This window comes from Vibrio sp. TAP-3B, assembly GCF_057784735.1.
On record NZ_CM173495.1, the window covers coordinates 1,839,164 to 1,864,180 of the forward strand.

A 25,017-nucleotide genomic window follows, 5' to 3' on the forward strand; every position below is an offset into this window, starting at 1 on the left:
TCCGATGTAATTAGATAACATGACCAGATATGGCTTACGAGCACGTGTAATTACGCTGACTCTCGCTCCCACTCTCATCATTGGCTTATTACTGAGCGGTTTTTTCTCGTTTAACCGCTACCAAGACCTTGAGAAACAAGTTATCACCACAGGTAATAGCATCATTGAACCGCTTGCGATTGCCAGTGAAACTCATCTGCTTTCAGAAAGCCGTGAAACCGTGCGTCGCTTGATCAGTTACGCACATCGTAAAAACTCCAAACTGGTACGCAGTATTGCAGTGTTTGACGAATATCATGAACTCTTTGTTACTTCTAATTTCCATCCTAATTTTGAAACCTTGATGTTTCCTAAAGGGAAACCGATCCCACAATTGGGCAATTCGGAAATCTATGACAACTCACTGATATTACGCGTACCTATCTTATCCGAAGGCCACTATTTATCTGAGCTATCAAGTAAGAGTCAAGGCACAAAAGCGATTGGTTATATCGCAGTTGAGTTAGATCTCTCGTCCTTGAGACTGCAACAATACCAAGAGATCTTCTCGGCATTTTTAGTTCTGATACTCGGTCTTGGCCTTGCGAGTGTGTTTGCTTCACGTTTAATGCACGATGTAACCCAGCCGATCACCCATATGAAGAATGTGGTTGACCGCATTCGTCGTGGTCACTTGGACGTGCGTATCGAAGGCAAGATGCATGGTGAATTAGACCAATTGAAAAACGGCATTAACGCGATGGCTGTTTCGCTATCGGAGTACCACGTAGAGATGCAGCACAGTATAGACCAAGCAACTTCGGACTTGCGTGAAACACTTGAACAACTTGAAATCCAGAACGTGGAGCTGGACATTGCCAAGAAGCGAGCCCAAGAAGCCGCCCGTGTGAAATCCGAGTTCTTGGCGAACATGTCCCACGAGCTGCGCACTCCGCTCAACGGCGTGATTGGTTTTACCCGCCAAATGCTCAAAACTCAGCTCTCGAATAGCCAAACTGATTATCTTCAGACGATTGAGAAGTCGGCGAATAACCTGCTTAACATCATCAATGACATTCTCGATTTCTCGAAATTGGAGGCCGGTAAACTCGCTCTAGAAAACATTCCGTTTGATTTCCGTGAAAGTTTGGAAGAAGTCATCAACCTGCAAGCCACCAGTGCTCATGAGAAAGGGCTGGAAATCACCCTGAAAGTGGATCCAAAGATCCCGCCGGGTCTTGTGGGCGATCCGCTGCGTATCCAACAAGTGCTGACGAATTTAATCGGTAACTCGATTAAATTTACTGAGCGAGGCAACATTGATATGAGTGTTGAAATGCGTTCTCAGTCTGGTGATTCCGTTGAGCTACAATTTATGGTTCGCGATACCGGCATCGGCATTTCAGAACGTCAGCAAGCACAGTTATTCCAAGCATTTAGCCAAGCGGATGCCAGCATTTCTCGTCGCTATGGCGGCACAGGCCTAGGCCTGGTAATTACCCAAAAATTGGTCAGCCAAATGGGAGGGGAGATCAGCCTAACCAGCCGTCTGCACCAAGGTTCAACTTTCTGGTTTACCCTGCGACTCAACTCAACAGAAATGCCGATGAGTGATCTGATTGAAGCCGACTTACTCATGGGTAAACAGCTGCTACTGATTGAACCGAATATGCAAGCAGCGACAGTCACTCAAAAAATTCTCAGTCAAGAAGGTATTTTAGTCACCTACCGCTCTTCGCTACCTGAAAATGATGAGCAATACGATTACATCTTGCTGAATTTAGCGGCCAACCAAACTTATGATGAACAAGTTGTGACCCCTTGGATAGAGCAAGCTAAGCGTATGGCTCCAAGTATCATTATGGGCATACCGAGCACTGAGCTGGCACTCGCCGATCAAATCATGACCGCTCATCAGGTTCAGTGTCTGACCAAACCATTGTCTCGACGTAAGTTACTTCAAAGCTTAATCAGTGAGCATGTCGAATCACCTCCAAAATTGCTTGCTCCAATCAGCCCCACAGAAAGTGAGCGTTTACCTCTTTCTGTGTTAGCGGTCGATGATAACCCAGCAAACTTGAAGCTTATCTCGGCCCTGCTTCGTGAACGAGTAGACACCGTAACGGCATGTAGCAATGGCCAGCAAGCCGTTAATCTCGCCACAGAGAAGAAGTACGATTTAATCTTCATGGATATTCAAATGCCCCAGATGGATGGTGTGACCGCTTGTAAGCACATTAAGCTACTGGAACTGAATAAAGATACGCCAGTTATCGCGGTAACCGCCCACGCCATGGCAGGAGAAAGAGATCGCCTCCTCTCTGCTGGAATGGATGACTATCTCACCAAACCAATTGAAGAACATGTGCTGCAACAGGTTTTGGTTCACTGGAACCCAAATGCTTGTACAGAAAGCGTGGATAAAGTAGCTCCGTCTTATGTCGATGAGCAAGAAAACCAGTCTTCTCACGCCCCTTCTCAGGTTCAACAAGATATGATCATCGATTGGCCAGCCGCTTTAAAGCAAAGTGCCAATAAAGAAGACTTAGCCAAAGACATGTTAAAAATGTTGATCGATTTTATTCCCGAGGTAGAGGAAATCGTCGATCAAACACTAGAACAAGAAGACATCTCTCGTGACGACCTGATCCATGTCATTCATAAACTACATGGCAGCAGCTCCTATTGCGGCGTGCCAAGGCTCAAGTCACTCTGCGCGACTCTTGAACAGGCCCTACGCTCAGGAGTCAGTATTGAAGAGGTCGAGCCGGAAATGTTCGAACTACAAGATGAAATGATTAAAGTCACGACCACTGCAAAGTTATACCTCGAGCAATAATTCGATTTCGATACAAAAAAAGCCAGTGCATTTGCTCTGGCTTTTTCGTATTTGATTTGAGTGTATTATCACTAGGATTCTAAAATCACGGTTGCTACTGCATAGTGGCGTTCATCGGAAATGGATAGATGAATATGATTCACCCCCAGCGAATCCGCCATCTGCTTTGCGACTCCAGACAACGAGAGTACAGGTTTACCAAAGTCATCATTGGAGATTGTAAAATCGTGGAACGTAATACCTTTAGCTATCCCCGTCCCTAACGCTTTGGAGGCTGCCTCTTTCACCGCAAAACGCTTGGCTAGATAGCGTCCTTTTTGCTTTTGTTGGGCAAATTTGTTGAGCTCCCCTTCTGACAGAATACGTAAAGCAAATGATTCACCACTGCGATTCAGTGCCTTTTCGATACGCTCAATTTCCGCAATGTCGGTACCTAAGCCTATAATCGCCATTACATTCGCCCAGTTATTAACGCGCCGCGATCATTAGCGCTTTCATGTCAGCAACGGCCTTTTCCAAACCATCAAACACAGCACGACCAATGATTGAATGACCAATGTTCAACTCGTAAATCTCTGGCAGCGCAGCGATTGGCGCCACGTTGTGGTAAGTCAGGCCATGCCCAGCATTCACAATAATTCCAAGGTCATGGGCATAGCTTGCACCAGCTGAAATTTTCTTTAACTCTGCTTGCTGTTCATCTTCGGTGCTTGCATCCGCGTATTGGCCTGTGTGAAGTTCAATAAATGGCGCGCCACATCTTTTCGCCGCTTCAATCTGCTGACGGTCAGCATCAATAAACAACGACACTTTGATGCCCGCGTCTGTTAGCTGTTGGGTTGCGGCTTTGATTTTTTCTAGTTGACCAACGACATCGAGTCCGCCTTCTGTGGTCAATTCTTCACGTTTCTCCGGCACTAAACAAACGAACTCAGGCTTAATCTGTAGTGCAATTTCAACCATTTCATCCGTGACGGCCATCTCTAAATTCATGCGCGTTTGAATGGTTTCACGCAGAATACGTACATCACGATCCAAAATATGACGACGGTCTTCTCGCAAGTGAATCGTGATACCGTCCGCACCTGCTCGCTCGGCAATGTCTGCAGCATGGACAGGGTCTGGGTATTTTGTACCACGTGCATTACGTAGAGTGGCAATATGATCGATATTGACGCCTAAATAAATTGAGCTCATTTTCCGTTACTCCGTGCTCTGGGGGTCTGAATGAACAATTCACGACTTTTTAAAGGTTTACCGCCAAGATACGGCTTTAAGGCTATACGTGTAAAGCGTTTTGCGGCTTTTAGCTGCTCTTTAGTGACAAACCGACGCTCACTGATAGCAATCAGTTCATTGCCTACAAATGTCAGGTTATCGCGCCTCACAGAGGCAATGAACCCTTTTTGTTCCCGGTAGCGATAAGTCATTGCTGGATCGACAGGTTCTCCGGTCCCTGCACAATGCAAAAAATCGACGCCATACCCCATCGAAGACAATAAGGCTAATTCAAACCGACGCAGCGCAGGCTCTGGATTCTCGTTGTGGGCCAATTCCGTCAATACATGCAAATAATCATGAAACATCGCAGGCATTGGTACCTCAGCCATTAAAACACGACCGATCAACTCATTAACGTACATCGCAGAGTAAAGGTTTATTCCTATGAGTGGTAACCCCAGGCTAATGGGCTCTGCTTGTCGTAAGGTTTTCATCGAACCTTTACCTGACCATTTGAGCAGCAAAGGCGTAAAGGGCTGCAATGCGCCTTTTAAATTTGAACGCTTACTGCGTGCGCCTTTAGCCATCAACGTAATACGTCCATATTCCTCACTGAATACATCAAGAATTAAACTCGATTCGCTATAAGAACGCCGATGCAATACAAAACAACGCTGTAACCCTTCTGCAGATAAATTGCTCATCTAAGTCAATGTGCCTAAAAAGTGTTAAATAAAAAATAAGGAGCCAGCGGCTCCTTATTTTAATCGATATTAATTTTTTATCGATATTGAAACGAAGTCTCTTCGCCGCAAGTTTATAGATCGTCGATGTAACCCAGTGAGCGCAGTGCACGTTCGTCATCAGCCCAACCAGATTTCACTTTGACCCACGTTTCTAGATAAACCTTCCGCCCAAACAGCTCTTCCATGTCTAAGCGGGCTTCGCGACCAATGGTTTTAATCTTCTCACCACCTTTACCAATCACCATTTTCTTCTGACCATTACGTTCAACAAGAATTAAGGCATTGATATGGAAACCGTCCGTTTCCGGGTTATAGTCAAAACGCTCAATTTCAACGGTCACGGAATATGGCAACTCCTCACCGGTGAAACGCATTAGCTTTTCACGAACAATTTCCGATGCCATAAAGCGCTGTGAACGATCCGTCACATACTCTTCAGGAAAATGGTGCGTGGCTTTCGGCAAGTGAGCGCGTACATGTTTACGCAGAACATCGATGTTCTTACCTTGTGTTGCCGAGATTGGCACCACATCAACGAAGTCCATCCTCTTTGACAGCTCCATCATGTGTAGCATCACGTCATTACGATCTTTTACGTTATCAACCTTATTCACGCAAAGTACCACTGGGAAATTCGACTTTTGAAGTTTGGTCAAGACCATCTCATCGTCGTTGGTCCACTGCGTCCCATCTACCAAGAAGAGCACTAAGTTGACATCGCTCAACGAGGAGTTCGCCGCACGATTCATCAACCGGTTGATCGCTCGTTTTTCTTCAATATGAAGACCCGGCGTATCCACGTAGATCGCTTGGTAATCACCATCCGTGTCCACACCCATGATGCGGTGACGTGTCGTTTGTGGCTTACGTGAAGTAATCGAGATTTTCTGACCTAAGATTTTGTTCAGAAGCGTTGATTTACCCACGTTAGGACGACCAACAATGGCGATGAAGCCACAATGTTGGTTCTCTGGAGTACTTTGCTCACCGTGTGATGCAAAAAATGTATCAATATCGAATTCGTTATCAGCCATTAGTTAATTGCTCAAGTGCTGTTTCTGCCGCCGCCTGCTCTGCCTTGCGACGACTGGTGCCTTTACCGATTACAGGTTTATCCACACCTGCAATTTCACACTCAACCGTGAACTCTTGGTTGTGCGCTTCACCTTTAATATTAGTCACTGTGTAAACAGGCAACGGTTTTCTTGTGCCTTGCAGGAACTCTTGTAGGCGAGTTTTAGGGTCTTTTTGTGATACGCCAGGTTGAATGGCTTCAAGACGCGAATTGTACCAACTCAGTACAATATCACGTACTTTTTCAAGATCACTATCAAGGTAAATCGCACCAATAATGGCTTCTACCGCATCGGCTAGAATAGAGTCTCGGCGGAAACCGCCACTCTTCAATTCACCTGGACCTAATTTTAAATAATCTCCTAGATCGAATTCACGACCCAGTTCCGCCAATGTATGTCCGCGAACCAAAGTAGCACGCATACGGCTCATATCGCCTTCGTTCACTTTTGGAAAACGATGGTATAGTTCATCAGCGATGACAAAACTTAAAATTGAATCGCCCAGAAACTCAAGACGTTCATTATGCTTACTATTGGCGCTGCGGTGAGTCAGCGCCAAATTGATAAGCTCGGCATCTCTAAATGGGTAGCCGAGCTGTCGCTCTAGTTTATCAATTGGAGAATTCATACTCTCTCGATATAGATATAGATATAAATGGTTAGTGAATGCCACCGATGCGGTTAAAACGCACACCAGTTGGGATCCATGAAGGTAAAACGCTATCTGCGCCACGCTCAAACTCGAAGCTGATCCAAATGGCCACAGCTTTGCCGACTAGATTTGCTTCAGGAACAAAGCCCCAATATCGGCTATCAGCACTGTTATCACGGTTATCACCCATCACAAAGTACTGACCTTGTGGTACAACCCATTCTGTAGTACCGCGACGTGGAAAGTATTGTTCCACCCGGTTGCGAATAAGAGGGTTGACCAAAATATTATGTTCAACGTTACCCAACTTTTCATCCAGTTGGATCATTGGGATCCCGTTTGAAATAAACTGACTCTCTTCAACATTACTCAATTTCACTGGCTTACAAGTAGACTCACCTTTGCTTTGAATACACACCTGCTTATCACTTGAGTAACGTACGATATCACCAGGTAGACCAACGACCCGCTTGATATAGTCAATGCTTGGTTGTGGCGGGTATTTAAATACCACGATATCGCCACGTTCTGGCTTACCAGTTTCGACCAATTGCGTGCGCCATACTGGATCTTTTAAACCGTATGCGTATTTCTCAACCAAAATGAAATCACCAACTAATAAGGTTGGCATCATTGAGCCTGACGGAATTTGAAAAGGTTCGTAGATAAAGGAGCGTAATACCAAAACAAAGGCAATTACCGGAAAAATAGACACGCTATTTTCAACCCACCAAGGCTGGCGCTCTACTTGTTGTAACGTCACCGCATCTAAGCCGTTTGTCGTCTGTGCTTGGATCTCAGCCAGTTTTGCTTGACGCTTCTTGGCAAACAACAGTTTTTCCAACAGCCAAACAACCCCGGTTACCAAGGTTACGATAACTAGAATCAGTGAGAATGTATTCGCCATTAAATTCCCTTATCTAAAAATACGAAAGTGAAAGAGCCTAAACCCTTTCACTTATTTTAATATCTAACGTCTTAAGACCAAAAAGTGTGAGACAAAGTTCAACTCTAGTCTTTTCCTACGTGAAGGATGGCTAGGAACGCTTCTTGCGGTAACTCAACGTTACCGATTTGTTTCATGCGCTTCTTACCTTCTTTCTGTTTCTTCAGAAGTTTTTTCTTACGGCTTACGTCACCACCATAACATTTCGCGATTACGTTTTTACGTAGCTGTTTCACAGTAGAACGCGCAATGATGTGGTTACCAATAGCAGCCTGAATTGCGATATCAAACATCTGACGAGGAATAAATTCTTTCATCTTCTCCACCAGCTGTCGACCACGAGTCTGCGCCTGATCTTTATGAGTGATCATGGCAAGTGCATCGACTTTGTCACCATTTAGCAATACGTCGACACGTACCATATCCGACATATCAAAGCGCTGGAAGTTGTAATCCAGAGATGCATAACCACGCGAAGTAGACTTTAGACGGTCGAAGAAATCGAGTACAACTTCTGCCATTGGAATATCATAAGTGACTGCAACTTGGTTACCGTGGTAAACCATATCAACCTGAGAACCGCGCTTCTCAACACACAGTGTAATTACGTTACCTAGGTAGTCTGATGGCACAAGAATATTACAACGTGCGATAGGTTCACGGATCTCTTCGATGTCATTGATTGCAGGTAATTTTGCTGGGCTATCAACGTACAGCATTTCACCGTCAGTCTTTTTAACTTCGTATACTACCGTTGGCGCCGTTGTAATTAGGTCGAGGTCGTATTCACGCTCTAAACGCTCTTGGATGATTTCCATGTGCAACATACCAAGGAAACCACAACGAAAACCAAAACCGAGCGCGGCAGAGTTTTCTGGTTCGTAAAACAATGATGCATCGTTCAGGCTTAGCTTACCTAATGCATCACGGAAGTTTTCATAGTCATCAGATGATACTGGAAATAGACCGGCGTATACCTGTGGTTTTACTTTCTTAAAGCCAGGTAAAGGAGTCTCGCACCCATTTTTAGCCAGAGTCAGGGTATCACCTACTGGTGCGCCAAGGATGTCTTTAATACCACAAACCACCCAACCTACTTCGCCAGTACGAAGAATTTCGGTGTCCACCCGTTTTGGTGTAAAAATACCTAAACGGTCGACCCCCCAAACTTGGCCAGTGCTCATGACCTTGATCTTGTCGTTCTTCTTCAACTGGCCATTTTTAATCCGAACCAAAGAGACAACACCAAGATAGTTATCGAACCATGAGTCAATGATCAACGCTTGTAACGGCGCATCAGGATCACCTTCTGGCGCTGGAATCGCTGATACGATATTTTCTAACACGTCGTCGACACCCAAACCGGTTTTTGCAGAACATCGGGTGGCGTCCATCGCATCGATACCAACGATTTCTTCAATTTCTTCTGCTACGCGATCAGGGTCTGCGGCAGGCAAGTCGATTTTGTTCAGGATTGGAATAACTTCCAAATCCATTTCGATCGCGGTGTAACAGTTAGCCAGTGTCTGTGCTTCTACACCTTGACCGGCATCCACTACTAGTAATGCGCCTTCACAAGCAGCGAGAGAACGTGATACTTCATACGCAAAGTCAACGTGTCCCGGAGTATCGATGAAGTTCAGCTGATACGTTTCACCATCTTTAGCGGTGTAGTTTAGCGTCACACTCTGAGATTTGATGGTGATACCACGCTCACGTTCAAGATCCATTGAATCCAGAACCTGTGCGGCCATTTCACGTTCGGTTAATCCGCCACAAACTTGGATTAGACGGTCTGATAGGGTCGACTTACCATGGTCGATGTGGGCGATAATCGAAAAGTTACGAATGTGCTTCATAGATTTAGGGTGACTAACTCTTTACAAATGGGAACAGTAAGAAATGCCATCATCTGACGGCATTTCAATCAAGTTGGCAGATTCTACCGAATTTCGTTAACGGGCGCACGTCATTTAAGGAACATCCCCAAATAACCTTGAGATACGAGGGCAAAGCGCTTACTGGATTGGCTCCCCAAGCACCCGAACGAGTGTGACTTGGCGCTTTGATTCGTCTTCTAGTGGAGCAGAAACGCGTTTTGCGATCCACATTCCACCAACGGCGAATAATATCGAGGTTACGATGATGATACCTTCACCACCAGTAGTCAGTGGCTCAAATAGAAAGTGACCAAACATGGCTCCAACAATTAACCCCAACAGTGGCAATAAATAAACCGCCATTGCTGACTTAATCAGGCTTGCTTCAGGAAAGCCAATTTCTACCACTTGACCAATTTTCACCGATTTTTCAGTACGTAATTGCCAAGACAGGCTTTTATTGCCAATGGCTTTAGTAACCAAACCAGTTCCACAGTTTTTCTGTGAAGAACAGCTGCTACAGCTGGTTTGCTGTTCGCAGCTTAAATCAATTTCGTATTGTTTACCATGACGATGAACGTCTGTCACGGTAGCCAACGCGGTCATCATTGTCGTTTACTCTTTGTTACATTAAATGTGACTGACTGAGCAATACGCTGCGCAGTGGTCGGTGGAATATCGCCTACCACGGAAATCTCGTATTGACCGCTGACAAAACTGTGCAGTGTTCTTCTTCCTTGACGCACCAATTGACCTTTTAATGAGTGCTCGTCTTTGTTTGCTACATAAACAGAGAAACTGAACAAGCCATCGGAATACAGTTGACTCTCAACCATTTGATTGGTGACTGCCATGCGGTAACGGTTAAGTTCATTTGGCTCAAACCCTTCAGGGATCCAACCCACTTGCCAGTTACTGGTCCCAATATCGCCTTTTGGCATGGTGAGTACAGCCGGCAATTGAACATCTTGTAAACCACTCATCAGCTCTGCAATTTTGGGATTTACAGTGTAGGAAATGGCGCGGTATTGCTCCAACATTTCACCATCACGGTCAACAAGATCAGCACGTAATGGTAGCTTACTTTTCTCATCAATCCATAATATGTAGGAATAACGTAAGCCATCTTTCGGCACGATACGCAACACTTGTGTTGCCACACCAACTTCACGAGCTCGACCGACTTTTACGTAATCATAATACAGGTTTAGCTCGTCGATATTGGCATTGAGCATTGGTATGGTCGGAGCGACCATTTTACCTGACTCGATAGTAAATGGTTCTAACCCTGTTTCAATATAGCTCACTTCTGTGCCGCGACGAATCACTTCGCGCACAGGGCCACTTAAATAAACAAGATGAGCATATTGATCGTCACCATGCATCGCATGACGATACAGCAACGGCTCAATGCTATTCTTTTTGATAAGGATATAAGAGAGTTCGTAACTTAAATTCTTACTCGCCTCGCTCATTTGATGCAATAAAGCCTCCGCTGGCTTATCATCAGCAAAGGCTTGAAAAGGCATCATACTGAACAGAGCGCAAGCGCTGATCAGAAATTTTTTCATTCAATATCCGGACTCAGATTTGCATCTTGTTGAGATGCATCGCTGTTAATTCTTAACTGCAATTCGTAGTCTCTCAGCATAGCATGAACACGTTTACGTTGCTCTTGCATATTTGCTTCCCCTACAGAACGCTCTACAGACTCACGAGTTAAACTTACCGGCTCTGCGCTGCCAGCAAACGGAACGGTCTGCAACACTGGCAATTGGTCGGTTTGAGGCGACATCGAATCGCTACCACCATACTGCTGTACACCTAAAATAACGACGAGTGATACACATGCAGCAACCGCGACTTGTCCAAACTGTGACAACCAATCTGGCAACTGACGCTTTGCTTTTTTCGGTTCTGGTTGAGACTCTTCTAGCGTGTTTACGATTGAGGTTACGTTTGCACGGTGCGAATCAAGCGCACAGTGTGCAGGTTCATCTTCTAACGCTAACGCCACGCTTTCAGCAATATTCCAATCAGGTTTTGCTGGCGCTTCGCCTCGCATCACATCACCAATTAGGTGATAATTCTGCCAAGCATTACGGCTCTCTTGGTCTTGCTCTAACTCTTGAATTAAAGCCTTATCGACCAATTCTCCATCCATGAGAGCTGAAAGTTTTTCTTTGTCAGCCATTGTTTTCACCATAGTTATTACTGGTACTAGCGCTACAAAAGAGGTTTAATTTTCTTTTCTACCGCTTCACGAGCACGGAAGATACGCGATCGTACCGTTCCTACTGGGCAATCCATTACTTCAGCAATTTCTTCATAACTCAAGCCATCAAACTCTCGTAATGTCATTGCAGTTTTTAAATCTTCAGGTAAGGCTTCGATTGCACTGAACACTACCCGTTGCAATTCTTTGGACAACGTTAAGTTCTCAGGGTTCGATATTTCTTTAAGTGCACCACCTGTTTCATAAAATTCAGCTTCTTCAGCATCAACATCAGTCGCTGGAGGTCTTCTCCCCTGAGCTACGATATGATTTTTCGCAGTATTCACTGCGATGCGATACAGCCACGTATAAAACGCACTTTCCCCACGAAAAGTAGGAATAGCTCGGTAAGCTTTGATAAACGCTTCTTGTGCTACATCTGGTACATCGCCAGGATTACTAACGTATCTGGAAATAAGATTACATACCTTGTTCTGGTACTTCGTTACCAGCAGGTTAAATGCTTGCTTATCGCCATTCTGAACTCGCTCAATCAATACTTGGTCGGTCAGCTGCTCGTTCATTCGAGCGGATACTCCTATTTGTTATGCCCCTAATCTTCTCAGACATGGGTACTAATTATGCAATAACGTAGTATTGACACCACTGCTTACTTGAGCACTCTTTGTGACTCCGCCGTGAATAAGAAAGTTCCGTGGGTTCTCTCGTTTTTTGTCATTGTTATTTCACAGTGTGATGTCTATAACCAAATGACCAAGATTATCTGACTTCAGGTCTAAGCTTGACAAGCGAGCATCTTGGAAGGAAATGGGTATAATGTACAATCTCTGTCCCAGATTGTGCTGGGTCGAGCATGGAAAAGCAACGAGATTTGTTCAAATAACCTAATCAGAAAGAGTGACTTGACTTGTACCTTGCAGTCATAGGGGTACAGAAACGATTACTTTTCACTTGCATGACTAAGGGCTACCTAAACATCGCGTTGCAAACAACTCTCGGGATGCATATGCATGTCCTCATGTATAACAATAAGAGTGGCTGGAGCCTCCAAAATAATGTTGATGCAAATACGTCTCCCAACTGATAGCACGTAGCGATGGATATCGCGTTAATGGAATGCACATGGTGTGCAAATAATACACAAGGTGATCTGGTTACCTTAGCTTGGGATTATAAAAGTTATATGAACACAAATCGTGAACATGAATGTGATGTGTTAATCGTAGGAAGTGGCGCTGCAGGCCTGTCGTTGGCTTTGCGTGTTGCTAACCATTGTAAGGTAATTGTTCTCAGCAAAGGACCACGCAGCGAAGGAGCCACGTATTACGCTCAAGGCGGTATCGCTGCAGTATTTGATGAATCCGATACCATTGATTCACACGTTGAAGATACACAAATCGCGGGGGATGGTATCTGTGATGAAGATACCGTGAGGTTCATTGCCGAGCATTCGAAAGAGTGTGTGCAATGGCTCATTGATGGTGGTGTGCCATTTGACCGTGAAGAGGATGACTCTGACGAAGAGCCGCGCTATCACTTAACTCGTGAAGGTGGGCACAGTCGTCGACGTATTCTTCATGCGGCAGACGCCACTGGAATGGCAATGCAAACCTCTTTGCAAGACAACGCTCATAACCATCCAAACATTCATGTTCTTGAGCGTCATAACGCACTAGACCTTATCACCGGAGATAAAATTGGTGGTGATAAAAATAAAGTGATAGGTGCCTACATTTGGAACCGTAATGAGGAACACGTAGAAGCTGTACGCGCTAAATTCGTGGTTCTTGCAACCGGTGGGTCATCTAAGGTTTATCAATATACCTCCAACCCCGACGTCTCTTCGGGTGACGGCATTGCAATCGCATGGCGTGCTGGCTGTCGCGTGGCGAATATGGAATTCAACCAATTCCATCCTACGTGTTTATATCACCCTGAAGCGCGTAACTTCCTCCTGACCGAAGCCTTACGTGGCGAAGGCGCTTACTTACGTCGCCCTGATGGTTCTCGCTTTATGCCCGATTTCGACGCGCGCAAAGAACTGGCCCCCCGTGACGTTGTGGCTCGCGCCATCGACTATGAAATGAAGCGTTTAGGTGCTGACTGTATGTACCTCGATATCAGCCACAAGCCTGCGGACTTTATCACCAAGCACTTCCCAACCATTTACTCTCGCTTGATGGACTTGGGCATTGATATGACCAAAGAACCGATTCCAATCGTTCCAGCCGCGCACTATACCTGTGGCGGTGTAATGGTAGACAGAAATGGCAGTACTGACCTAAAAAACCTGTATGCCATTGGTGAAGTTAGCTACACCGGTTTACATGGTGCAAACCGTATGGCTTCTAACTCACTGCTCGAATGTGTGGTTTATGCTTGGTCTGCGGCGGAAGATATTCTGAAACACCACACCAATGTTGACCTCCCTCCACGCGTACCTTGCTGGGATGAAAGCCAAGTCAGCAATAGTGATGAAGAAGTGATTATTCAGCATAACTGGCACGAGCTACGCTTATTCATGTGGGACTACATGGGTATTGTGCGCACCGATAAACGGTTGGAGCGAGCATTACGTCGCATCCAGCTGCTGCAACAAGAAACGCATGAGTACTACAGCAACTTCCGCGTATCGAACAACCTGCTAGAGCTGCGTAACCTCTTACAAGTGGCAGAACTGATGGTTCGCTGTGCGATGCAGCGCAAAGAGAGTCGTGGTTTGCACTATACACTCGATTATCCAAATCAACTGGAAAACAGCGGGCCAACCATCTTGGTTCCAGCTAAACAGCTTTAATTCTACAAAGTAAACTATTACATCAACAGGGAGCATTGGCTTCCTGTTTCATTTCCCACTGGCGTAATACCAAATATAGCTGGCGATAGTGTTGGTCTGCACAGCTGTCACGCCAAATCGTGACGCTACGGCCAGACTGCAATCGAAATGTTATCTTGAATGGCAATGTCGATGTATCGATTCGTAGTAACTGATCCTTTTCAGACTCAAGAGCCGCCGAGCATTCACTATACTCAAGGGCGTCAAACCTAACCGAGCCATCACAATGCACATACCAATCCCTCTGGCTTGTAGGTTTAACAAAGCCTTGGTTCAATAGTGCCTTAACAATCAGTAATAACAAATAAGTCGATAATACGAGCGGGATGCTAGAGAAGGTAACGGCCCCAGTCATTATAAACAGAAGAAGCAAATTAATGACTCGGGCAGTAAAAGAGGGGTAAGCGGTAAAATTAACGAACTTTACTGAGATTGTGGGCGACAATTTTATCAACCATAGCCGCATGACCTAAGTTTTCGCTACGACCATGTCCCATCACCCAAGTAAACAGATCAGGATCATCGCATTCAAGCAAAGAAACAAAGTCACGCTGTTCTTGCTCACTCAGAGCATCAAAGCACTCTTCAAAAAACGGCATAATCACTACGTCAAGCTCAAGCATGCCTCGACGACACGCCCATTTAATACGCGCCTTTTCTTCCGGAGTGTACATTCACTATTCCTTCATAGATGTCTTATTGTTAAAGCGGAGTGTAACAAGGGATGTGCTACGTCACTAGTGTGCGGGTCACAATACGGTGGTGAAAGCCGACAAATGTTGATTCGTAAATCGCCCCCCTAGTATCTCAAGGTTATTTGGGTATAACATAGCGGAAAAATATCTTCAAAAGGCATTGTAATTATGGAATGGCAAACTCGTTTTTCAGCACTACCTCTCTCAACTCAAGACGCACTTCCAGAGTTATCTATCTCGCTGCTGGACAATTTCGGCATGATCACCATCACTGGTGATGATAAAAATTCCTACTTACAAGGTCAGGTTACCTGCGATGTCGCCAGTCTTAACAAAGACCAGTCCACACTCGGTGCGCACTGTGATGCAAAAGGTAAGGTATGGAGTGTGTTCCGACTTTTCCATCATCACGATGGTTACAGCATGGTCCAGCCAAAATCGGCGATTGATGTAGAACTTAGCGAAATAAAAAAATACGCCATTTTTTCTAAAGTGACGATCGCAGCTTCTGATGACGTTATCTTAGGTGTAGCTGGCGTCAAAGCCGACGAGCTTATCTCGACCATGAGCAATACGACTGGCAGCGTTCGTCCTGTTGAAGGCGGCACCGCGGTACAAGTCTCACAAAACCGCTGGTTACTGATATTAAGTGCGCCAGCTGCGCAACCAGTCGTTGAAAATACAGATGCTGTCCTGACGACAAATGAGCTTTGGAATCGTTTCGACATTGAGGCCGGTTTACCATTTGTGTCTGCGTCTGCACAGAACACTCATATTCCACAAGCGCTCAACATGCAAGCTTTAGGAGGCATTAGCTTCACAAAGGGCTGCTACACAGGACAAGAAACGGTAGCACGCGCAAAATATCGCGGTACAAATAAACGCGCGATGTACATCGTAAAAGGTACAACTTCAGCTCCGTTCACGGATGAGGCAATTGAACTCGAACGCAGCGTTGGTGAAAACTGGCGTTCAGTGGGAACTTTACTAAACCACTACCAATTCAGTGACAATCACGCGATTGGTCTGATCGTACTGCCCAATAATCTCGATGAAGACACTCGTCTTCGTTTGGTTGCTCAACCAGAGTGTGAGTGGACAATCGAATCACTGCCTTACAGCCTTGATGATGAGTAATACAATCAATACTCCTTTGATGCAATTTCTTACGGACCAACACATTCCGTTTCGTCTGTTATCGCATCAAAGGCCTGCAACGACTATTGAAGATACCGCGCAACAACGCGGCATTCGCCCTTCTCAAATGGTGAAAGCGATCTTGCTACGAGACATGGGTAATCAATATGCACTCGCCTGTGCGCCTGGTGATCGTAGCGTCGATCCCAAAAAAGTGCGCTCGTTACTGCAATGTCGCCGGATGACTTGCGTTGATCAAGCCGACGTTGAGGCCATCACGGGTTACAAAGTTGGCACTGTCACCCCGTTATTACTTAAACGCCACATGCCGATCGTGTTCGATCCTAGCTTACTAGAAGAACAGGACGTTACGATCAGCAGTGGCGATCGAATGGCTGGACTGGCGCTTTCTATCCAAGATCTTATCCAATTGTGTCAGCCGACCGTCGCTGAGATCTGTCGTTAATCGTCTAAAAATAATGTAATGCTACGCAGTGTTTCCATCACTGCGTGATCCTGCTCATATCAACGGCAATGGATCTTGGGTATTTTTAATCATTTTTTAAACATAAATAGTCACAAGAATAAAAACCTTATATGCTGATCTCGTTGGTTGAGTTTTAAACAAGCACTTGGCCAATATAAAGTGAATCCGCTGACTGAATGGCAGCCGTCATAGAGTCAGTTGTTCACTTTTGTGTAATGCATCTGTGACTATTTGCCCGCTGAAGCGGGCTTTTTTTTACGCGGAACTTTTTCTTCTCACTTTTCTCTAAAGTTAGGACAAGTTGAGATTATATAGAACAGAGATTAAAGGAGCCCCCAACGCTAACAGTCACCATTAGCAAACCATCATTTTCGTTCTATTCTTAACTCTGTAACAAAACTATTGTTTAATGTTTCATATCAAAAAGGAGTGCAACGTTATTTGAATTCCTTTATAGGTGACTTTTGGGGTAATCCTCACGCTATTTAAGAGACGACACTGTCAAACTGTCTAAGACAACACAAATCTCTAAAGCAACCCCTTACACCTGCATTTAATACTATTGCTGTCACAATAATTTTTACGTCAAAAACGTAAAATACCTAAGCTAGGTTAGAGAAAAGGAAAGTAAATATGAGACTGTTTAAGCGCTATACACCAAGTATGATAGCTAAACATATAAGCCGTCTTTTTAAAGGAAGAATTTATATTTACGGGGTCGGTAGATTCGAGTTTGATAACGGTAAGCTGATGCTGCCAGAGAAAGCAGAGCAACGCCATTTCCGAGCGGTGAAAGAGATCAACCAAGAAATAATGAAACTCCGATGCGCATATGCTTAGCAAAACACCGACGATAAAAGAAAGGCTGGATTAACCAGCCTTTTGTGTTTCTGAAGCTCGCCTTTAAGCTCACTGACGCGCAAGTTCTGGTAGATGCCCTTTTAAACCAAGCGCGCGCTTCATGATCTCATCTTTCGCTCCCGGCAGTTGACCCGCTAAACTCAAGCCAATGCCACGAACCAGCTTCTTAGCTGGGTTCTCGCCAGAGAACAGGTCTCGGAATCCTTGCATTGCAGCAATCATCTTTGCTGCTTCCGCTTTGCGCCAACGCTCATAACCTCTTAGGTTGCGTTTACTGCCAATATCTTGGCCTTGCTTCCATAGTGCTAGCACCTCTTGAGCGAGGCTGGCCGCATCTAATAAACCTAAATTCACCCCCTGACCCGCTAGCGGATGAATGGTATGGGCCGCATCACCAACCAATGCGACTCGCTCCACAACAAAATCTCGCGCATAACGCATTTTTAGAGGAAACGCGGCGCGCTCACTCGCCACTTCACATAGACCAAGTCGTGCATCAAATTCACTCGTCAATGCTTTGTTGAAATCATGTTCACTCATTGCCAATAGCTGCTCTGCACGATTTGGCTCAGTGGACCAAACAATAGAGCACATATCCGGTTGCGACATTGGCAAAAATGCCAATGGCCCTTGAGGCGTAAAAATCTGTCGTGCAATGCTGTTGTGTGGAGCCGTAGTTTTAACATTCGCGACCAGAGCATGATGCCCATAATCCCAATGCGTTAACGGAATATCCATTTGACGGCGAAGCCACGAGTTTGCTCCATCGGCTCCGACCACTAACTTAGCTGTCATGGCTTGACCATTGTCGAGCGTCAGCCAACTTTCTTGTTCACCCACCGCTAACGTCGTGCAACGTGCTGGCATAAACATAGTGACATTATCGAGTTTTTGGACTTGTTCGAGTAGCGCGAGTTGAATCACTCGATTCTCAACAATATGTCCTAAATCAGGTTGTGCCATGCTTTGTGCATCAAACTCAATACTAGCGAAGCTATCTTGCTCCCACACTTCCATACCGTAGTAAGGCGAAGCGCGGCGTTGCTCTATGCCCTGCCAAACGCCAAGCTTACGTAAGATCGTCTCGCTAGAACGGCTCAACGCAGACACACGCACATCAGGTAACTCTTTCAACGACTCATCTGGCACCTTGCCTTCAATTACGGCGATTCGCAGATCACTGTCCTTGAAGGCGGCAGCAAGTGCCAACCCAACCATCCCTCCGCCGATGATGGCGATATCTACACTTTGCATCATTGCTTTTTATTACCTAATTCAGTGCGGCCGTTCATCGTTTTACCAAACCAAGCGTATGGCGTAGTAGCGGCTGCTTAAAAATAGAAAGGTTATCCATCGCTGCTAAGGCCGTATTTCGCCCAATTCGCATCGCGGGTAAATCATTTGAAAAAATATGCACTAAGGCACTGGTTAGCCAAATCGTTTCGCTTCGATCTGCCTCTCTACGCTGACTAAAGCGCATCAAGCCTTGATAAAGACCAACGTCATCACTTTGCTGCACAATTTCTTCTGCTAGCGAGACAACGTCGCGAATACCAAGGTTAAAACCTTGCCCAGCTATCGGGTGCAGCGTTTGCGCCGCGTTCCCAACAATCGCAAAACGATGAGAAATATTTTGCTTTCGATGGCGAAGAAGCAATGGGTAACTCGCACGGCGTCCCACTTTTTTCATCGCGCCCAAACGCCACCCAAAATCTTTTTGTAAACGTTGGAGAAATGCTTGGTCAGATAACTCGAGTACCGCTTGTGCCTCATCAGGGTGCAGACACCAAACTAAGGACATTCGGTTATCACTCATTGGTAATAAAGCCACAGGACCATTTTCAGTAAAGCGTTCAAAAGCACGACCTTGATGAGGTTCTTGAGCCACAATATTGGCAATCACTGCCACTTGTTCAAAATCTTGTTCAGAGAGTTCTAAACCAATTTTCTGACAGCAGGTTGAAACAGCACCATCGGCTGCCACCAGCAGTTTTGCTTCAAGCTGCCCACCGCTTTTCAACGTAATATGGGTACAGTCTTGCTCGCGCTCGATATCAGTAACAGAGTCAGGACAAAACAGTTTGATTGATTCGCTGCCGTCTAATATTTCTTGATATACGCGCCCAACATCGGCTAATTCTACAACATATCCTAGCGCTTCAACCCCAACCTCTTGCTTGGTAATCTCCGCCATCCCAGCATGAGAACGGTCAGAAACGTGGATATGCTCAATGGGTGTGACAAACGGCTCTATTGAGGTCCAGAGCTGTAGTTGACGCAACAGATTGACGGTACCGTAAGACAATGCGATTGAACGAGAGTCAAAACCAGGGTGCATATCTGACTGAGCTTTAAAAGGCTCAACTACGGCAATGCGGAGCTTTCCCTGAGACAAATGGTCAATCGCCAATGCCAACGTTGCCCCTGCCATAGCGCCACCAGCAATGACTACATCATATTGCTTCATACTCACCTCTGAACCATCAATGATTAGTGAATAATAGGTTTGCTTTCGCTACTTTCAGGACGAACACCAAACTCAGCATGAACCGTTAATACACAAGCTTTGATATGCTCGATCACTTGCTCTAGCAATTGTGCTTGTTCACTAAGGTCATCATTTTCATCGATGCCTAATTTTGAAATTTCCTCTAGGTCTGACAATGCTTCTTTCACATCATCCGATGCTTTGTTGAGCGCCACACCAGCTAAACCCAAACCAGAGATAAAATGATTGACAAAATCAGACACACTATCAGCCAATGTAAACAAACCTTCTTCGCCCGGCTCATCTGGTAATAGTAAAGACAGCTCCATCGATGAACCAGTCAATTCATTGACCGTTACTTTAAACACGCTCTGAGCAAAGGCAAGCGATGTAGAAGGCCAGCCCATGCCATCATTGGTATAGTCAAATAAAATAGGTTGCCAGGTTTGATCATTGATCGCCAGTCCACCACTTAGCATCCCGACAAGTAAACCATGCAACTCAGCAGGCGTTACCGCCAAACTTGCAGATCGTAGTTCGGCAGCAATCGATTGATATTCAGGAAGGGTGATCTCACTCATAACTTGGCTCATTTTTGCGTAATAATGTATCGATATATCCTACCATCAAGACTTGTCGTCTGAAACGGCTATCAAATTCAATTTTGGACAGCATTTGTTCAAATTGTCCAATTCCTGTGTGATCACTTCATCATTTTTCTTTCTGTGATGGGAAATGCTTGAATCTTAATAGCGGTTTTCCTATAGTTTCCCCCTCGGTAGTTGTACGAAGCAACACCTTAGATAGCGCGAATATAGAGTTTATTCATCATGAGCAATCAAGCGATCGACGTTGAAATACTAGGCAAAGTTACACGAGTGAATTGCCCTACAGGGCAAGAAGATTCTCTTGTTGCATCAGCAAAAGATCTTGATCGCCGATTGAAAGAGTTGAGCGAACGTACTAAGGTAACCAATGAAGTCCAGCTGTTGACGTTCGCTGCATTGAATATTTGTTATGAGTTGAACAACAAATCATACGAATCGAAAGGTCAACAGCAAGAAGTAACTGAGCGAATGGAAAAGCTCACTGCATCTTTAGAAGATGCACTAAGCAAAGTTACGCAAGGACAGCAGTAAATACAAAATTTACCCTGGGGTGTGCGTCAGCAGGATTTAAGTCCCTGAGCCGATAAGCAATACCTAAGGGTTAGTATTTGATAACTATTGAGCAAGCTCGGCATGCACCGAGAAGCCTGCGGTTGTCTTTGCTGATCCGCCTTGAACCAGCTGGTTCAAGGGCCACAATCCTCAACGGCACCCTGGGGTATTCTCTTTATGTCAACACTCTCTCGTCAAGACTTCCGCAAACTGATTCGTGAAAAACGCAACGCATTGTGTAGTGATACGCAGTTTCAAGCGGGGCTTGACCTTTTCACCCAATTCTCCCAACTTCCTGAAATCCAACATGCACAGCATATCGCCATTTATCTTTCTGCCGATGGTGAACTCGATACCAAGCCGCTCATTGAGTGGTTATGGCAACAGGAAAAATCGGTTTATCTCCCTGTCATCCATCCGTTTTCAAAAGGTCAGTTGCTGTTTCTTCAATACGTAGATGATGACCAACTGGTCTACAACAAATACGGTCTCTTAGAACCCCAGCTGGATATCCGCCATCTCAAACCCGTTCGTCAACTTGATTTAATCTGCACACCTTTGGTCGGATTCGACAGCATCGGACACCGCTTAGGTATGGGTGGCGGCTATTACGACCGCACCCTTTCTCGCTGGTTTAACACTGGTAAAGGTGCAAAACCAATTGGAATTGCACATGACTGCCAACATGTTGAGCGCTTACCGATTGAAAGCTGGGACATCCCACTGCCTAAGATCGTGACTCCAAGCCGAATCTGGCAATGGGAAAACCAATAGTTACCCGCTATAATCACGCCGCAAACGTTAACGAACATCTATTCAGGAGATTGGCATGACTCAAGATGAAATGAAAAAGGCAGCTGGTTGGGCAGCACTTAAATATGTTGAGAAAGACAGCATTGTCGGTGTTGGTACTGGTTCTACCGTGAATCACTTCATCGATGCACTCGGCACTATCAAAGACGATATTAAAGGTGCAGTGTCTAGCTCTGTGGCTTCAACTGAGCGTCTCAAAGAGCTGGGGATTGAAGTATACGAGTGTAACGACGTAATAAAGCTGGATGTATATGTTGATGGCGCGGACGAAATCAACTCAGCACGAGAAATGATCAAAGGTGGCGGCGCAGCGCTGACTCGTGAAAAAATTGTCGCAGCAATCTCTGAAAAATTCGTATGTATTATTGACGGTACCAAAGCTGTTGATGTATTGGGTCAGTTCCCATTGCCAGTAGAAGTAATTCCAATGGCACGCTCCTACGTTGCGCGCGAGCTGGTCAAGCTTGGTGGTGATCCGGCTTACCGTGAAGGTGTTGTTACTGATAATGGCAACATCATTTTAGATGTGCACAATATGCAGATTACCAACCCGAAACAAATGGAAGACAAAATCAACGGCATCGCTGGCGTAGTCACGGTTGGCCTATTTGCTCACCGCGGCGCTGATGTGGTGATCACTGGTACACCAGAAGGTGCAAAAATTGAAGAATAAATAACGACCGAGAATCGACCTACCTGATTCACTTTTCTGTTATTTCATTACATTCGGTGCTGCAAGGCACCGTTTTTAATTCCTTTCTCTAAGAAATTATCTCTTATTCCGTAATTTTCTTACCCAAAACAATTTTTTTTTGTTACTTTATTGAACAGAAGACGCACAAGGAAACGTTTGTCCTCCTACAAAACGATGAATTATCCCCTTTTTAATGGTTTTGACCAATGTGCGCCACATTAGCCCACCTTTCCATTTTAAGGACGAGAAAAATGGCCAAAGTTTCACTGGAAAAAGAAAAGATTAAGATCCTCTTATTAGAGGGACTCCACCCTTCTTCAGTTGAAGTTCTTCAAGCAGCTGGTTATACCAACATTGAATACCATAAAGGTTCCCTTCCGGAAGAAGAATTGATTGAAGCGGTAAAAGACGTACACTTCATCGGCATTCGCTCCCGCACGAACCTTTCCGAAGAGGTGATCAATGCGGCAAACAAACTGGTTGCGATTGGCTGTTTTTGTATCGGCACCAACCAAGTAAATCTAGATGCGGCGGCAAACCGTGGTATTCCGGTGTTTAACGCACCATTTTCAAACACACGAAGCGTTGCTGAACTGGTACTTGGTCAGATCCTTCTACTACTTCGTGGTATTCCAGAGAAGAATGCATTAGCACACCGTGGGATCTGGAAAAAGAGCGCCAACAACTCTTACGAAGCGCGTGGTAAGCGCCTTGGTATTATCGGCTACGGCCACATTGGTACGCAGTTAGGTATTATTGCCGAAAACTTAGGTATGCGCGTTTACTACTACGACATCGAGAACAAGCTGTCACTTGGTAACGCGACGCAAGTGCATACCATGAGTGAGCTACTGAACAAATGTGATGTTGTTTCCCTGCACGTCCCTGAAACGCCAGAAACGAAAAACATGATGGGTGAAGAAGAGTTTGCTCGCATGAAGCCAGGTTCAATCTTTATTAATGCAGCACGCGGCACTGTCGTGGATATTCCAGCGCTTTGTCATAGCTTAGAAGCGGGTCATATTGCGGGCGCTGCGATTGATGTATTTCCTACCGAGCCAAAGACCAACGCAGACCCATTCGAATCACCACTGCAGAAGTTTGATAACGTTATTTTAACCCCACACGTGGGTGGCTCTACGCAAGAAGCACAAGAAAACATTGGGGTTGAAGTTGCAGGAAAACTGGCGAAGTACTCTGACAACGGCTCTACGCTTTCAAGCGTAAACTTCCCAGAGGTGTCACTGCCAGAGCACGGTGGTGAATGCTCTCGCTTGCTTCACATCCATAAAAACCGTCCTGGTATTCTTACTCAGATCAACACCATCTTCGCAGAAGACGGCATTAACATTGCCGCGCAGTACCTTCAAACGGCCGCTGAAATCGGCTACGTGGTGATCGATGTTGAAACAGAGCGCTCAGAAGAAGCGCTAGCGAAACTGAAAAGTATTGAAGGCACTATCCGTGCTCGTATCCTTCACTAATTTGTGAAGCAGAAATGACAAAGGCAGGGAATCCCCTGCCTTTTCTTTTGAATTAAGACCTTATTTCAATTTATAAATCACATCCACTCGGTCACGAATCACCATAGTTGAGTCTTGGTAACTATTCGCACCTTGCTCGCTATCCATGGCCATTGAGCGCATTAAAACTGGCTTTACGTGCATCTGTGTGTAGTTGATTTGCCATACTCCATCGAGCTTTCTCTCAAACCCTGAAGCTAATGACGCCGCTTTTTCTTTCGCGTCATTAATTGCCGCCATGCGTGCTTTCTTTTGATACTCAGATTGATTACTTACCTTCAACTGAATATTATCAACCTGATTAATCCCCGACTCGAGAGCCATATCTAAGTATTGATTCAAATCCGCTAACTCCGTTACGGTCACATTGATGCTTCGTGATGCACGATAGCCAACCAATTCAGCTTTGCCTGATTTAGGGTAGTGGTATTGAGGCGCAAGGTACAAATTAGAGCTGGTAACGTTATCTTTCGATAACCCTACATCTGATAAATATTTCAGAAACACTTCAACGGTTTTATCAACAGATTGCTTCGCCTGTTCAGCGGTCATAGTCGTATCCACAACCTTTACAGAGAAAGTAGCCATATCAGGCGTCGCGATAACCTCGCCATAACCTGTTGTCGTCACATGAGCAAACTCAGACACATTGGCCAAGACTGAAGCACTGGTAAAGCTGAGTGCAGAGGCCAACAAAATTGAATACAGTTTCATTTGGTAAATCCATCCATACAAAAATAGAGTAATC

At 45.2% G+C, this 25,017-nt stretch carries 26 protein-coding genes and 1 other RNA gene; 10 read left to right on the top strand and 17 right to left on the bottom strand.

Features of this window, described 5'->3' with window-relative positions:
• Nucleotides 1-19 precede the first annotated feature (19 nt).
• Nucleotides 20-2,818, top strand: a complete 2,799-nt coding sequence (gene barA / locus AC3D28_RS08600; protein WP_488534531.1) for a two-component sensor histidine kinase BarA — start codon at nucleotides 20-22, stop codon at nucleotides 2,816-2,818.
• A 71-nt stretch (nucleotides 2,819-2,889) separates the two neighbouring features.
• Here barA and acpS read toward each other — a convergent pair whose 3' ends face one another.
• The 11 genes from acpS to rpoE all read right to left on the bottom strand — a co-directional run bounded on the left by acpS (nucleotide 2,890) and on the right by rpoE (nucleotide 12,138).
• Nucleotides 2,890-3,270, bottom strand: a complete 381-nt coding sequence (acpS, locus tag AC3D28_RS08605; protein WP_098414800.1) for a holo-ACP synthase — start codon at nucleotides 3,268-3,270, stop codon at nucleotides 2,890-2,892.
• Between the two features lie 16 nt (nucleotides 3,271-3,286).
• Nucleotides 3,287-4,015, bottom strand: a complete 729-nt coding sequence (pdxJ, locus tag AC3D28_RS08610; RefSeq protein ID WP_488534532.1) for a pyridoxine 5'-phosphate synthase — start codon at nucleotides 4,013-4,015, stop codon at nucleotides 3,287-3,289.
• Nucleotides 4,012-4,743, bottom strand: a complete 732-nt coding sequence (gene recO / locus AC3D28_RS08615) for a DNA repair protein RecO (RefSeq protein WP_488534533.1) — start codon at nucleotides 4,741-4,743, stop codon at nucleotides 4,012-4,014. The genes pdxJ and recO overlap by 4 nt, the downstream gene beginning before the upstream one ends.
• A gap of 113 nt (nucleotides 4,744-4,856) precedes the next feature.
• The gene (gene era / locus AC3D28_RS08620) at nucleotides 4,857-5,819 is read right to left on the bottom strand and encodes a GTPase Era (RefSeq protein ID WP_488534534.1); all 963 of its coding nucleotides are present in this window, start codon (nucleotides 5,817-5,819) and stop codon (nucleotides 4,857-4,859) included.
• A complete protein-coding gene (gene rnc / locus AC3D28_RS08625) occupies nucleotides 5,812-6,489 on the bottom strand; it encodes a ribonuclease III (RefSeq protein ID WP_098414796.1) in 678 nt (225 codons plus the stop codon). The genes era and rnc overlap by 8 nt, the downstream gene beginning before the upstream one ends.
• Nucleotides 6,490-6,520: 31 nt before the next feature.
• Nucleotides 6,521-7,420: a signal peptidase I gene (gene lepB, locus AC3D28_RS08630; protein ID WP_098414795.1), complete on the bottom strand. Its 900-nt coding sequence runs from the start codon at nucleotides 7,418-7,420 to the stop codon at nucleotides 6,521-6,523.
• A 104-nt stretch (nucleotides 7,421-7,524) separates the two neighbouring features.
• Nucleotides 7,525-9,318 carry a translation elongation factor 4 gene (gene lepA / locus AC3D28_RS08635; protein WP_098414794.1) on the bottom strand — a complete coding sequence of 598 codons (1,794 nt, stop codon included), beginning with the start codon at nucleotides 9,316-9,318 and terminating at the stop codon, nucleotides 7,525-7,527.
• Between the two features lie 159 nt (nucleotides 9,319-9,477).
• The gene (locus AC3D28_RS08640) at nucleotides 9,478-9,948 is read right to left on the bottom strand and encodes a SoxR reducing system RseC family protein (RefSeq protein ID WP_098414793.1); all 471 of its coding nucleotides are present in this window, start codon (nucleotides 9,946-9,948) and stop codon (nucleotides 9,478-9,480) included.
• Entirely contained in the window at nucleotides 9,945-10,910 is a 966-nt protein-coding gene (gene rseB / locus AC3D28_RS08645) for a sigma-E factor regulatory protein RseB (RefSeq protein ID WP_488534535.1), read from the bottom strand. Before rseB ends, AC3D28_RS08640 begins: the two co-directional genes overlap by 4 nt.
• Entirely contained in the window at nucleotides 10,907-11,533 is a 627-nt protein-coding gene (locus tag AC3D28_RS08650) for an RseA family anti-sigma factor (RefSeq protein ID WP_488534536.1), read from the bottom strand. The genes rseB and AC3D28_RS08650 overlap by 4 nt, the downstream gene beginning before the upstream one ends.
• Nucleotides 11,534-11,565: 32 nt before the next feature.
• Nucleotides 11,566-12,138, bottom strand: coding sequence for an RNA polymerase sigma factor RpoE (gene rpoE, locus AC3D28_RS08655; protein ID WP_488534537.1), 573 nt, complete (start codon nucleotides 12,136-12,138; stop codon nucleotides 11,566-11,568).
• Nucleotides 12,139-12,758: 620 nt separating this feature from the next.
• Here rpoE and nadB point away from each other — a divergent pair.
• On the top strand, nucleotides 12,759-14,372 hold the full coding sequence (gene nadB, locus AC3D28_RS08660) for an L-aspartate oxidase (RefSeq protein ID WP_488534538.1): 1,614 nt from the start codon (nucleotides 12,759-12,761) through the stop codon (nucleotides 14,370-14,372).
• A gap of 22 nt (nucleotides 14,373-14,394) precedes the next feature.
• Here nadB and AC3D28_RS08665 read toward each other — a convergent pair whose 3' ends face one another.
• Complete coding sequence (locus AC3D28_RS08665) at nucleotides 14,395-14,877, bottom strand: protein YgfX (RefSeq protein WP_488534539.1); 483 nt, start codon at nucleotides 14,875-14,877, stop codon at nucleotides 14,395-14,397.
• Nucleotides 14,825-15,085: an FAD assembly factor SdhE gene (locus tag AC3D28_RS08670; protein WP_098414789.1), complete on the bottom strand. Its 261-nt coding sequence runs from the start codon at nucleotides 15,083-15,085 to the stop codon at nucleotides 14,825-14,827. Before AC3D28_RS08670 ends, AC3D28_RS08665 begins: the two co-directional genes overlap by 53 nt.
• A 189-nt stretch (nucleotides 15,086-15,274) precedes the next feature.
• Here AC3D28_RS08670 and ygfZ point away from each other — a divergent pair, with 189 nt between their 5' ends.
• The 3 genes from ygfZ (at nucleotide 15,275) to AC3D28_RS08685 (ending at nucleotide 17,570) form a co-directional block, all read left to right on the top strand.
• Complete coding sequence (gene ygfZ / locus AC3D28_RS08675; protein ID WP_488534540.1) at nucleotides 15,275-16,243, top strand: tRNA-modifying protein YgfZ; 969 nt, start codon at nucleotides 15,275-15,277, stop codon at nucleotides 16,241-16,243.
• Nucleotides 16,236-16,709: an aminoacyl-tRNA deacylase gene (locus AC3D28_RS08680; RefSeq protein WP_488536075.1), complete on the top strand. Its 474-nt coding sequence runs from the start codon at nucleotides 16,236-16,238 to the stop codon at nucleotides 16,707-16,709. The genes ygfZ and AC3D28_RS08680 overlap by 8 nt, the downstream gene beginning before the upstream one ends.
• A 654-nt stretch (nucleotides 16,710-17,363) precedes the next feature.
• The gene (locus AC3D28_RS08685; protein WP_488534541.1) at nucleotides 17,364-17,570 is read left to right on the top strand and encodes a DUF1107 domain-containing protein; all 207 of its coding nucleotides are present in this window, start codon (nucleotides 17,364-17,366) and stop codon (nucleotides 17,568-17,570) included.
• 69 nt (nucleotides 17,571-17,639) lie between these two features.
• On the opposite strand, the gene AC3D28_RS08690 is transcribed toward AC3D28_RS08685, so the two are convergent.
• Genes AC3D28_RS08690 through AC3D28_RS08700 form a run of 3 tightly spaced genes read right to left on the bottom strand, consistent with a single transcriptional unit; the run spans nucleotide 17,640 to nucleotide 20,660 of the window.
• Complete coding sequence (locus AC3D28_RS08690) at nucleotides 17,640-18,848, bottom strand: FAD-dependent 2-octaprenylphenol hydroxylase (protein ID WP_488534542.1); 1,209 nt, start codon at nucleotides 18,846-18,848, stop codon at nucleotides 17,640-17,642.
• A gap of 31 nt (nucleotides 18,849-18,879) precedes the next feature.
• On the bottom strand, nucleotides 18,880-20,058 hold the full coding sequence (ubiH, locus tag AC3D28_RS08695) for a 2-octaprenyl-6-methoxyphenyl hydroxylase (protein ID WP_488534543.1): 1,179 nt from the start codon (nucleotides 20,056-20,058) through the stop codon (nucleotides 18,880-18,882).
• 23 nt (nucleotides 20,059-20,081) lie between these two features.
• A complete protein-coding gene (locus AC3D28_RS08700) occupies nucleotides 20,082-20,660 on the bottom strand; it encodes a YecA/YgfB family protein (RefSeq protein WP_488534544.1) in 579 nt (192 codons plus the stop codon).
• Between the two features lie 249 nt (nucleotides 20,661-20,909).
• On the opposite strand from AC3D28_RS08700, the gene AC3D28_RS08705 reads away from it, so the two are divergent.
• From AC3D28_RS08705 to serA, 5 genes are all read left to right on the top strand, one after another.
• Entirely contained in the window at nucleotides 20,910-21,218 is a 309-nt protein-coding gene (locus AC3D28_RS08705; protein WP_098414783.1) for a cell division protein ZapA, read from the top strand.
• An 8-nt stretch (nucleotides 21,219-21,226) separates the two neighbouring features.
• Nucleotides 21,227-21,411, top strand: a non-coding RNA gene (gene ssrS, locus AC3D28_RS08710) — 6S RNA.
• A gap of 5 nt (nucleotides 21,412-21,416) precedes the next feature.
• Entirely contained in the window at nucleotides 21,417-22,013 is a 597-nt protein-coding gene (locus tag AC3D28_RS08715; RefSeq protein ID WP_098414782.1) for a 5-formyltetrahydrofolate cyclo-ligase, read from the top strand.
• Between the two features lie 55 nt (nucleotides 22,014-22,068).
• Nucleotides 22,069-22,725, top strand: a complete 657-nt coding sequence (rpiA, locus tag AC3D28_RS08720) for a ribose-5-phosphate isomerase RpiA (RefSeq protein WP_488534545.1) — start codon at nucleotides 22,069-22,071, stop codon at nucleotides 22,723-22,725.
• Between the two features lie 272 nt (nucleotides 22,726-22,997).
• On the top strand, nucleotides 22,998-24,230 hold the full coding sequence (gene serA, locus AC3D28_RS08725; RefSeq protein WP_488534546.1) for a phosphoglycerate dehydrogenase: 1,233 nt from the start codon (nucleotides 22,998-23,000) through the stop codon (nucleotides 24,228-24,230).
• A gap of 60 nt (nucleotides 24,231-24,290) precedes the next feature.
• Here the strand turns inward: serA and AC3D28_RS08730 are convergent, their stop codons facing one another.
• Complete coding sequence (locus tag AC3D28_RS08730; protein ID WP_488534547.1) at nucleotides 24,291-24,983, bottom strand: oxidative stress defense protein; 693 nt, start codon at nucleotides 24,981-24,983, stop codon at nucleotides 24,291-24,293.
• Nucleotides 24,984-25,017 lie beyond the last annotated feature (34 nt).